Annotated in this window: 16 protein-coding genes; 2 read left to right on the top strand and 14 right to left on the bottom strand. The window is 67.1% G+C overall.

Features of this window, described 5'->3' with window-relative positions:
- Positions 1-439: 439 nt before the first annotated feature.
- Together J2W68_RS10570 and J2W68_RS10565 are read left to right on the top strand one after the other, a co-directional pair.
- Positions 440-1,219, top strand: a complete 780-nt coding sequence (locus J2W68_RS10570; protein ID WP_430539709.1) for a type VI secretion system Vgr family protein — start codon at positions 440-442, stop codon at positions 1,217-1,219.
- A 23-nt stretch (positions 1,220-1,242) separates the two neighbouring features.
- A complete protein-coding gene (locus tag J2W68_RS10565; RefSeq protein WP_310235566.1) occupies positions 1,243-2,199 on the top strand; it encodes a tyrosine-type recombinase/integrase in 957 nt (318 codons plus the stop codon).
- Between the two features lie 13 nt (positions 2,200-2,212).
- On the opposite strand, the gene J2W68_RS10560 is transcribed toward J2W68_RS10565, so the two are convergent.
- From J2W68_RS10560 to J2W68_RS10495, 14 genes are read right to left on the bottom strand one after another with little or no spacing between them, the layout of a single operon-like run.
- Positions 2,213-2,674, bottom strand: a complete 462-nt coding sequence (locus J2W68_RS10560; protein WP_310235564.1) for a single-stranded DNA-binding protein — start codon at positions 2,672-2,674, stop codon at positions 2,213-2,215.
- Positions 2,671-2,904: a hypothetical protein gene (locus J2W68_RS10555; protein WP_310235562.1), complete on the bottom strand. Its 234-nt coding sequence runs from the start codon at positions 2,902-2,904 to the stop codon at positions 2,671-2,673. Before J2W68_RS10555 ends, J2W68_RS10560 begins: the two co-directional genes overlap by 4 nt.
- Before the next feature lie 56 nt (positions 2,905-2,960).
- Positions 2,961-3,125, bottom strand: a complete 165-nt coding sequence (locus J2W68_RS10550; protein WP_310235559.1) for a hypothetical protein — start codon at positions 3,123-3,125, stop codon at positions 2,961-2,963.
- Positions 3,125-3,826, bottom strand: coding sequence for a hypothetical protein (locus tag J2W68_RS10545; protein ID WP_310235557.1), 702 nt, complete (start codon positions 3,824-3,826; stop codon positions 3,125-3,127). The genes J2W68_RS10550 and J2W68_RS10545 overlap by 1 nt, the downstream gene beginning before the upstream one ends.
- On the bottom strand, positions 3,823-4,209 hold the full coding sequence (locus J2W68_RS10540) for a hypothetical protein (protein ID WP_310235553.1): 387 nt from the start codon (positions 4,207-4,209) through the stop codon (positions 3,823-3,825). The genes J2W68_RS10545 and J2W68_RS10540 overlap by 4 nt, the downstream gene beginning before the upstream one ends.
- Positions 4,206-4,484 carry a helix-turn-helix domain-containing protein gene (locus J2W68_RS10535; protein WP_310235550.1) on the bottom strand — a complete coding sequence of 93 codons (279 nt, stop codon included), beginning with the start codon at positions 4,482-4,484 and terminating at the stop codon, positions 4,206-4,208. The genes J2W68_RS10540 and J2W68_RS10535 overlap by 4 nt, the downstream gene beginning before the upstream one ends.
- A 9-nt stretch (positions 4,485-4,493) precedes the next feature.
- Entirely contained in the window at positions 4,494-5,585 is a 1,092-nt protein-coding gene (locus tag J2W68_RS10530; RefSeq protein ID WP_310235547.1) for a DNA polymerase III subunit beta, read from the bottom strand.
- Positions 5,585-6,001: a hypothetical protein gene (locus J2W68_RS10525; RefSeq protein ID WP_310235544.1), complete on the bottom strand. Its 417-nt coding sequence runs from the start codon at positions 5,999-6,001 to the stop codon at positions 5,585-5,587. Before J2W68_RS10525 ends, J2W68_RS10530 begins: the two co-directional genes overlap by 1 nt.
- The gene (locus tag J2W68_RS10520; protein WP_310235541.1) at positions 6,001-6,234 is read right to left on the bottom strand and encodes a hypothetical protein; all 234 of its coding nucleotides are present in this window, start codon (positions 6,232-6,234) and stop codon (positions 6,001-6,003) included. The genes J2W68_RS10525 and J2W68_RS10520 overlap by 1 nt, the downstream gene beginning before the upstream one ends.
- The gene (locus J2W68_RS10515; protein ID WP_310235539.1) at positions 6,222-6,584 is read right to left on the bottom strand and encodes a hypothetical protein; all 363 of its coding nucleotides are present in this window, start codon (positions 6,582-6,584) and stop codon (positions 6,222-6,224) included. Before J2W68_RS10515 ends, J2W68_RS10520 begins: the two co-directional genes overlap by 13 nt.
- Positions 6,581-7,561, bottom strand: coding sequence for a site-specific integrase (locus J2W68_RS10510; RefSeq protein WP_310235536.1), 981 nt, complete (start codon positions 7,559-7,561; stop codon positions 6,581-6,583). Before J2W68_RS10510 ends, J2W68_RS10515 begins: the two co-directional genes overlap by 4 nt.
- Positions 7,561-7,785 (bottom strand): hypothetical protein, encoded by a 225-nt coding sequence (locus J2W68_RS10505; RefSeq protein ID WP_310235534.1) that lies wholly within the window; start codon positions 7,783-7,785, stop codon positions 7,561-7,563. The genes J2W68_RS10510 and J2W68_RS10505 overlap by 1 nt, the downstream gene beginning before the upstream one ends.
- A complete protein-coding gene (locus tag J2W68_RS10500; protein ID WP_310235531.1) occupies positions 7,778-8,494 on the bottom strand; it encodes a hypothetical protein in 717 nt (238 codons plus the stop codon). Before J2W68_RS10500 ends, J2W68_RS10505 begins: the two co-directional genes overlap by 8 nt.
- A 5-nt stretch (positions 8,495-8,499) precedes the next feature.
- Entirely contained in the window at positions 8,500-9,402 is a 903-nt protein-coding gene (locus tag J2W68_RS10495) for a recombination-associated protein RdgC (RefSeq protein ID WP_310235529.1), read from the bottom strand.

Genomic DNA, 9,402 nt, shown 5'->3' with positions numbered 1-9,402 from the left:
ACCATCTGTTCTTCGGTGAAACGTGACTTCTTCATGTGAGCTCCTGCTGTGGGAACTCTACTTCCGAGCGGATCGAATTAACGAGGACGCTTCAAAGATGGCCAGTATGGATTCCTGTCGATCGCAATCGGGGGCATTGGTTTCTTGGTGATGCTCAGCGGGGCTGACTTCATCGCTAGGGAAATCATTGGGCCAGAGATCAAGAGTTTGCCAAGTATCCCTTACATTTCGCAAGGTGAGGTGACATATCTAGATGCGGACGTGTATGTAATAGGCATGCTGCTTGGCGCATCGATTCCGATTGGCGTCGCAAATCTTTCCATTTTCGCTTCTTTCCGGAATGTCTGGATGAAGATTTCTCGATGGGACGAAAATGGCGATTGAATAGTTAGTTTATCGCATTTCGTTTATCTATAGATATTTCACGGGTGACGAATCGTTGGATGGCAACAGCTTCCGGTTCGAGGTGCTGGCGCTGTCGGCGGAGGCGCATCTCGATCTTGGCGCGATGCTCGGCGCGCCTCTGCTGCTTGAACTGCTGACCTCCGATACCGGCTATCGTCCCTTCCACGCCCACGTCACCGCATGCGAGCGGGTGGGGAGCAATGGTGGACTGGCGCGCTACCGGCTCGTGCTCGAGCCCTGGCTTGCGTTCCTGCGTCATCGCGTCGACAGCTACGTGCTCCAGGACATGACGGTGATGGACATCGTCGAGGACGTGCTGGCCGACTACGCCGGGGCCGGACCATTGGTCCCAGCATGGCGCTGGGATCTGGCGGATCGCGGGATCTACGCGCGGCGCAGCCTGACCACGCAGTACCAGGAGAGCGACTTCGCTTTCCTCCAGCGCCTGCTGGCCGAGGAGGGCATCTACACCTGGTTCGAGCATGAGGGAGACGCTGCCTCGGAGACTCGCGGTGCCCACACGCTGGTGCTGGCCGACCATGCCGACGCGTTCCTGAAACTGCGTAGATCGCACGAGTGCGCATGCATCTGTGCACTAGAAATTCGCTGTACACCTGTGAGTGCGTGGGATGTACTCGGAAAGCGCGGGCGCGGGGCACCAAAAAATGCGGTGCCCATGGACGAGGACGGATTCGTCGATCCGCACACCACACGAAGCCCCGCGTGCGCGGTGGCGGTCCACTTCTTGACTTCGCATAATGTACATTATGTAATGTTCTGGCCTGTGTGGGGCCGAAGCACTGCAAGTGACTGACTCTAAAAGCGTTCCGCCCTGTTGTGTTCGCGGGGTGTTTACAGTTGGTGTCACTAAAACCGATTTATGTTGATCTTCTGGACCGCTACGCCACGTTCCTACGGGTCTGCGGGCGGTCGCCGAAGACGGTGCTGGCGTACACGGCGGTGGTCGCGCGGTTCCTGCCGGTGCAGGAAGACGGCCACGCCGATGACCCGGTGCGTCGGTACCTGCGTGCACGTGGCAACTCGCTGGCGGCGAACTCGGTGAATCTGGAGATCTCGGCGCTGCGGTCGTGGTTCGCCTGGCGGCACATGGTCGATCCCGCGGGCTGGCAGCCGTCCGGCTGGCCGCGTATGCGCCGGGCGCCCGAACGGCTGGTGCGCGCCCTGGACGATCACGAAATGGGCGTGCTGCTGGCGGCGCCCGATCTGGCGACGTTCGTCGGCCTGCGCGACCACCTGATCATGGCCACGCTGTACCAGTGCGGGCTGCGGGCCAGCGAGCTCGCCGGCCTGCAGCTGGGCGACGTTCTGCTGGATGGCCTGCTGCACGTGCGCGGCAAGGGCAACAAGTACCGGCTGGTGCCGTTCGGCGGCCAATGGCACGGGCTGCTGCAGACCTATCTGCAGCAGCGCGCGGCGCAGAAGCCCGGCAAGCGGTCTGCGCTGTTCCTGACCGCCCAGGGCCGGCCGCTGCGCGACGGGCGCAGCGTGTGGGTGATCGTCAACCGGTACGCGCGCCGATCGCTGGGGCTGGGCTGCGGCTTCTCGCGCGTCGAAGCCTACGCCCGTGGGCGGCCCTGGCAGGGCCATTACCCGCACCTGCTGCGCGCCGCGTTCGCCACCGAGCTGATGAAGAACGGGCTGGACATCATGTCCATCGCGCAGTTGCTGGGGCACGACAGCCCCGAGACCACCACGCGCTATCTGGGCGTCGACATGGGCACCCTGCGCGCGGCTGCGGCGCATCACCCGCGCGCCAAGCGGGTCACTGAGTGACCGCCGTGCGGCGTCAGAACGGCAAGTCATCGTCATTGAACTGCGTCTCGAGGTTGGAGGTGGTCGGGGTGTCGCCAGGCGGGGACGAGTCGGTTGGCGCTCCCCTGCCCCGGTGCTCGCGCCGTGTCTCGGTGTGCTCGCCGGTGCTGTGCCAGGTGATGCCGCCGCGCTCGGCATAGATCCATGTCGAGTAGCGATCGCTGCCGTCGCTGGCCTGCCACTTCTCGGTGCGCAACTTGCCTTCGACGGTGATCAGGCGACCGGTTGTGAGGTACTTGGCGGCGTTCTGCGCGTCGCTGCCGAACGCCTTGATGCGCAGCCATTCGGTGTGCTCGATGCGTTCGCCCTGCTTGTCCAGCCACCGGTCGGTCACGGCGATGCGCATTTCGGCGACGAAGCCGCCGCCTTCGGGCGCCTTGGTCACGGGTGCGGCGCCGAGGTGTCCGGTGGCGATGACCTTCTGGTGGCCGCTCATGCGCGCGCGCCTGCGGTTGCCTTCTCGCGCCTCTCCCGATCCGGCAGCGGCCGCAGCCGCGCCAGCAGCGCGTCGTATTGCGTGCTGGTGAGGTGCAGCGTGCTGTCGGCGCCGACGGCGCTCAGGTGCATGCGGTAGGTGGGTTCGTCCAGGCCTTTGCGGCCGTGGACGTAGCGGCGCAGGGCCAGCACGCGGACCTTGGTCATCGCGAACGGGGCGGCGAGGTTCACGCCGCAGCACGTGCGCTCGTTGGTTTCGACGCCGCAGGCTGGGCAGACGCGAGCCATCACGCCTCCCCGTCCGTGCTCTCCGAGGTCATCGCTTCGTTGACGGCGTCCACTGGCGTATCTGTGTCGCTCCATCGCTTAACGCCGTCACGGCCGATATACCAGTGGCGCGCGGTCCCGGTCTGCAAGTCGTAGGTGGTGCCGAATCCTCCGATGATGGCCATCACGCCTCCCCGCCATCGCGCGCCGCCAAGGTGTCGGTCGCAGCTTTCCAGGCGTCAGCCGAGACCGGCGGGATTCCGATCGTCGGTGATCCGATTACCCATGTTGCTCCGTACGCCGCGCCTGGGAAGTTGAAGCGGGCGTGCAGCACGTCAGATCTGCCGGTGGCGCCTGCGCCCGGGTTGTCGCAGTTGTAGCCACGGAACGCCACGATGTCGGTCGCGAACGGGAACTTCGCCAACACGGCACTTTCTGCGGCGGACTGGTCGCGCGCCTTGGCCTCTGCGACCTCGCGCGTGCGCCGCTCATCACCGTCCTTGCACGTGTGATTCCAATAGACGCGGCGGCCAACGTAGATCGGAGCCATCGGGTTCAGCGCGCCATCGTCACCGTCATCCTCGTAGTGCGTTTGCCCTACGTCGCTGTCGATCTTTCGCTCACAGCCGCACGCGCACGTCTGCCACCAGCCGCCGATTTCGATGCAAAGCTGTAGCGGCACAGGGCCGGGTGCATAGCTGTCTGCCCACGGCGCGCGCCGGCATGAAACGTCGCCAAACTCGGCGTCCATCTCGTTGGCGCCCTCGCGTCGTGCCTCCACGTTTCGATCGGCGAACCTGAGGCAGATGTTCCCGTCGCCGCTGTCGTCCTCCACCACATATGCCTTGAGTGACGTCGGTCCACCTGCATCCGTCGCGCCGCTCATGCCTGCACCCGCCCTGCACCGCGGCGCGCCCGGCTGTCCGGTGACCGCGCCGGCGGCGTGTAGCGGCCCAGATGCACCGCCCCGTCGTAGCCCACGCGTTCCAGCGCGTCGATGGTGATGGCGTTGATGCACGCCAGGTGCGCGCCGGCGATGCGTTCGCAGTCGCGGGCCATGCGGTCATGCTGCTGGCGCTGGGCGGGGTTGAGGCCTTCGGTGGTGCGCAGGGTCTTGGCCATGGCCAGCAGGCGCTGGCCGTGGACGTCGGCGCATTCGGCCATCTGCGTGGGCGTCAGGGGCTCGCGGCGCCGCGCTGCGCGCAGCAGCGCGGGCGTGGCGAGCAGGTACAGCAGGCCGAAGATGCCGGCGATCTCGAGCAGGCTCATGCGCGCACCGCCTTGGCCGACATGACGCCCCGGCCGGGGTGTGCCGGCAGCAGCGTGCGCTGCTGGCTGGCGAGGCGGTATTCGGCCACGTGGCTGGTGCTGCCGTCGCGATTACGCACGGTGATCTGCCGGCTTTCGATGGTGTAGCCGGCGGCGCGCAGGTCGAACACGCGGGCGCTGGCGCGCATGATGCCGAGCTGCTGGAGCATCTGCATGGCCGTCATCGGGCCGTTGCGTAGGGCGGCGATCAGCTTGCGGTTCTGCTTGTCGGACATGGTGGGCTCCTAGACGCTGTAGGGCATGACGATGTGGCCGCTGCGGTCGATGTCGCCGTTGTGCGGCAGCAGGACCATCGGGCCGGCTGCGGTGGGCGGATGCAGCGCGACCAGGTCGCTGTCGAGCACGCTCAGCACGTCGAGCAGATATTTGGCGTTGGCTCCGCGCTCGATCTCGGCCCCCGGTGTGGACACGTCCGCCAGCGGCACGGTGTCCATGTTTTCGCGCTTGCGATCACTCAGGGCGAGCTCGCCGTCGTGGATCGACAGGATTAGCAGCGCACCGATTTTTTCGCTGATGAACGGCATGAACCGGCGCAACGCAGCCACCAGCAGGCGACGTTCCACCACCAGCGGGTCGCGTGGGTTGGCGGGGAACAGTTGATCGATACCGGGCAGCACCGAATCGAAGCAGCGCACGGTGACCGACAGGCCCGGCCGTTCGATGCGCAGCAGGCCAGCGCGCTGATTGAGGCCGGTGCCCACTTCGCGCGCCATGCAGTTCTTGGCCACCAGCACGCGGGCGCCCTCCTCCAGCGCGCTGAGCACGTGGTTGACCTGCCGCGCGGGGATGCATGCGGTGGGGCCGTCGTAATCCAGCATCACGCGCGCAGCGCGGTGGCCGTCGGTGGCCCACACCTTGCCCGGCTGCAGGTTCACCACCTGGCAGAACGGGCGCACGTCGTCGGGCTTGGCAGCGTACTGCACCTGGGCAATGGCCTCGCGCAGTTGCAGGGGGTCAACGATGATGGCGGTGAACTGCGCATTTTCGGCCGAGGGGAAATCTTCAGGCGGCAGCACGGGCACGCTGTAGCGACTGCGGCCCCGGCGCACATCGCCTTCGCCGCCGATCGTGATGCTGCCTTCCGCGGCTGCGGCGGCGGTCAGCAGGCCGGCGTGCAGCAATGCGGTGCCGGGTTCGGTCACTTCGGCATCGAGGCCCACGCGCACGTAGATTTCGGTATCGGTGGTCTCGATGGTCAAGCGGTCGCCCGAGGCCTGCAGCAAGGCGTGCGTGAGCACGGGCATGGTGGTGGTGCGGGCGGCGGCGCTGGATTTCAGCGCGCCAGCCAGTGCGGTTGCGGACACGGTGGCGCGCATCAGACGGTCTCCATCTGCAGGTTGAGGGGTTGCTGGGTAACAGGCTTGGTCGCCACGTGCGTGTGGTAGGAATCGACGATCTGTTGTGCCCATTCCAGGTCGATGACCCGGCCGCAGACCTCGCGGCTTTCGTCGTCGTCTCCCATGCGCCAGAGCAGCTGTCCGTTGAGGTCAAGCTGCAGGACGCGTTCGTCGGCCTCGCCGTCGTCGAGTTCGTCGACGTCGTCGCGCTCGCCGAAGTTGAGCGCCGCCAGGCGGCCGCCCAGTCGTTCGCCGCTGAGCAGACAGGTTCTGTAGCCGCGGTGCACTGGGTGGTCATGGCGGGCGCGATGCAACAACTCCATCGCGTCCGCAAGATCCCAATCGCCCACCTGCGCACGCGCCATGGCGATGCGCTGCATTTCGGTCATGTGCATCAGCCGACCCTCCGCACAGCGGCCACGTGCGCCTTCGGCACCGGCCTGCCATTGATGCGCGACCAGTTGCTGATCGCCATTTCGCGCTGGGCGCACGTGTTGCCGCGGCAGCACGGGCATTCCACGTACAGACCACCGCCGAAGTGCGGGCCGCGCAGGTCCTGCATCAGCCGCGCGGCGTGGCCGTCGCGGCAGGCATCGGCCGCGGGAAGCGTTTCGATCATGCGATGCATGGGCGGAGCCCTCCGATGGGCGCGCCGTTGACGGCGGGCCAGATGGGTTGCAGTGCGGATGTGGATTCGTTGACGCGCTCGCGCCCCAAGGGCGACTGCGCCAGTGCTGCGCGGCGCGCAGCCGTTTCCGGGTTGATCTTGCGCAGCACCGGCGGGCGTCCAGGGCGGAGGGTGCGGTTCAATGCGCGCCCCGCTCCGCACAGCAGCTGACCAGTGGCGATCATGTCGCTGATGGTCGTCTGCGCACTGCGCATGCTCAGCCCGCGGGCCATCAATCGCGCGACCAGCGCAGTGCGTCCAGGCGCGCCCATGGCGACCACTTCCGAATACACGTCGTGGCGAATGCTCATGCCCGCACCTCCGGCAGCGATGCCTGTGTGCGCACGGCATTGCGCTGCACTTCCGCGGCGTGGGCGCCGTAGACGTTGACGGTGGTGGCCTTGCAGGCGTGTCGCGCGAGGGCGCTGCCGACGTCGAGGCCCAGCTTCTCCACCACGTCGCCCACGCGGCGGTGGCGGAACAGGTGTGGGTGCAGTTCGGGGATGCCGACCGCGGCGCCGCGCTTGCGGACGATGGTGTAGAGCAGGTGCCGGGACACGCGCTGGCCGCGGCCGTTGACGAACAGTGCGTGCTCGCCATCCTTTGCCAATTGCGGCCGCACCTGCAGCCAGGCGCGCACGGCGGAGACGGTCTGCGGTTCAATGCCGACGGTCTCCATGCCGCCGTCGCTGTCGCCCTTGGGCCGCACGTGCACGCGCAGGCTGTTGACCTGCACGGTGTAGAGCGGCGTGCGGGCGGTGCCGCGCGGGCGGTCGGGGATGTCCAGGCCCACCACTTCACCGGCACGCAGCGCGGCGTCGAGCAGCAGCATCAGCATGGCGCGGTCGCGCAGGTCCACCGGTGCAGCAGTGCCGATGGCTTCGATTACCGGCACCAGTGCGGCCATCTCCGGCGAGATGACGCGGCGCGGGCGGAACTTGATGCGCACCTCGCTGGACGGGTTGTGGCGGATGTAGCCCATCGCCTCCGCCCAGGCGAAGAACACCCGCACGCTGCTGGCCTTGCGCGAGGCCGTGCGCCGGCCCCAGCCCAGGTGCAGCACGCCGTCGTCCAGCCAGCGGTTGATGTGCTGCTCGCTGGCCAGCTGCACCAGGGTGATGTCGAACTGCGCGAGGTAGGTGCGGAAGTGGGTGACGTCCGCGCCGTAGGCCGACAGCGTATTGAGACTGGCGCCGCGTGCGCGGCGGTGGTCCAGCCATTCGGTCTGCAGGGTGGCGAGATCGCCGGGGACCATCTGCGCGCGGCGCGGGAATGGGGTGATGGACATCAGGTGCCCTCCCCGACATCGCGCGGCGTCAGGACGGCGGATTCGATGAACGCGACGGCCTCCGCACTGTTGGAGAAGAATTCGATCTCGTCGTCGAGTTCCGGACCGAAGACGATCTCCCACTGCGGGACCATTTCCCCGGGCGTAGCCGTCCATGAATAGTCCGCTGACACGATGGTGATGCCGCGCTTCTTCGCGGCTCGCAAGATTTCGCGCTTAGCCACGGCCCACCTCCCGCTCTGGCGCTACGGGTGCGTCTGCGAAGGCGGCGGATTGCTGGCTGACCGGTCGCATGTCTTGGACATCGACGGTCCCGCGAACGATCGCGTCGATCTCCGCGCACGGCCACGGCACGTCTGTGTCCCGACTGCGGTGCTGGGCCATCGCCTCGGCGAGCGTGTAGCGGCCTGCCTGATCCAATCGGGTGACGTAACCGTTCCCCTTTGGAGCCCACCACAGCGGGCAGTTGCCCACGTAGCTGCGTGAGTCCTGGATGTAGAACAGCCCGTCATCCGACACCGCCGCGCTCGGAGACGCAATGCCGAGTTGGCCCTGGCAGTCGCCGGACATCGCGTCGGCGCGCAGCGTCGCGATGATGGCCAGCTGCTCTTGGCTCAGGCCGGCCAGCAGCGCGGGCTTCGTGTCGTGATCCCACACGTCGAGCGCACAAAGCTGCTGCGCCAGCCAGATCGCGCGGGGGTGTGTGTTGATCTTCTTCTGGACTGCGAAGCCCGACGCCCGGTGGGTGACATGCCACGTATCCCATTCATGGCGCCCGTTCGAATAGCTCAGCGTCTCGTCGTCGCTGAGCCCGATGTGTACGAAGAATGGTCCGACATCGAATCCGGTGACGAGACGCTTCGCGGAGTGCGGGTTCGCATGGGCTTCCGGCAGCTCGGGGAACATGCGCTGCACTGCGGTGATGGTCGTCATGGCCGTCACTCCGCCTTCGACAGCTTGAGGGCCGGGGTCAGCACCGCGAACACCCGCCGCAGTTCGCCGGTCATCAGCGCGAAGCGGGCGTCGAGTTCGGCGCGCAGGTCGTCGTTGTCGGTGTGGTCCAGCGAATCGAGCGCGCCGTCGAGCAGGCGGAACTGGCGCAGCACCAGGTCTTCGCCGAGGTGGAACGACACGTGGTCGTCGAGGTTGAGCGCCAGGCGCGTGACCTGCTTGCCGGCCTCGAGGTGGCGGGCGATCTCGTCGCTGCGCAGGTCCTGATCGGTGCAGCGCACGGTGGCGCCGTGGTCGCTGGGGTCCTTGAGCACGCAGGCTTCGCCGAGGGTCACGCCGTCGGGCAGCGGTTCGCCGGCCACCCAGCCGGTCATCACGCCGCGCGGCGAGACTTCAGCGTTGAGCGGCAGCGCGGGGAAGCTGCCGAGCGCGGTGCGCACATGCGACACCACGTGTTCGGCGGCCTTGCGGCTGGACGTGTTCACCGCCACCACGCCCAGGCGCGTATCGATGAGGGCGTCGATGCGCGTGGGCTTGACCATCGCCCGCGGCAGCAGGTCCTGCAGCAGATCGTCCTTCATCTGCTTGCGCATCTTGCCGCCGGGCTTGCGGCCCTGCGTTGTCTCGAAGTCCTCGATGCGGCGCATGAGCTCGGCGTTGACCACCGGGCCGGGGAGAAGCTTCTCTTCGCCGCCGAGGGTGATCCAGAGCGCGCCGTTGCACTCGGGCGCCAGCGCCTCGGCATCGCGGCCGTGCGGCGGCACGAAGCCGGTGGATGCGAGTTCCAGCGGGCCGACGGGCTTGAGCGGGAACTCCGCCAGGCGCGTGGCGAGTTCGGACAGATCCAGCGCGGTGGGGAATGCGGACAGGGTGAGGTTTCGGAAGAACAT

Origin of the sequence: Luteimonas terrae, assembly GCF_031457535.1 — a bacterium.
GTDB classification, from domain to species: Bacteria; Pseudomonadota; Gammaproteobacteria; order Xanthomonadales; family Xanthomonadaceae; genus Luteimonas; species Luteimonas terrae_A.
The sequence above is the reverse complement of the archived record's forward strand: the minus strand, read 5'-3'. Positions and strand labels throughout refer to the sequence as shown.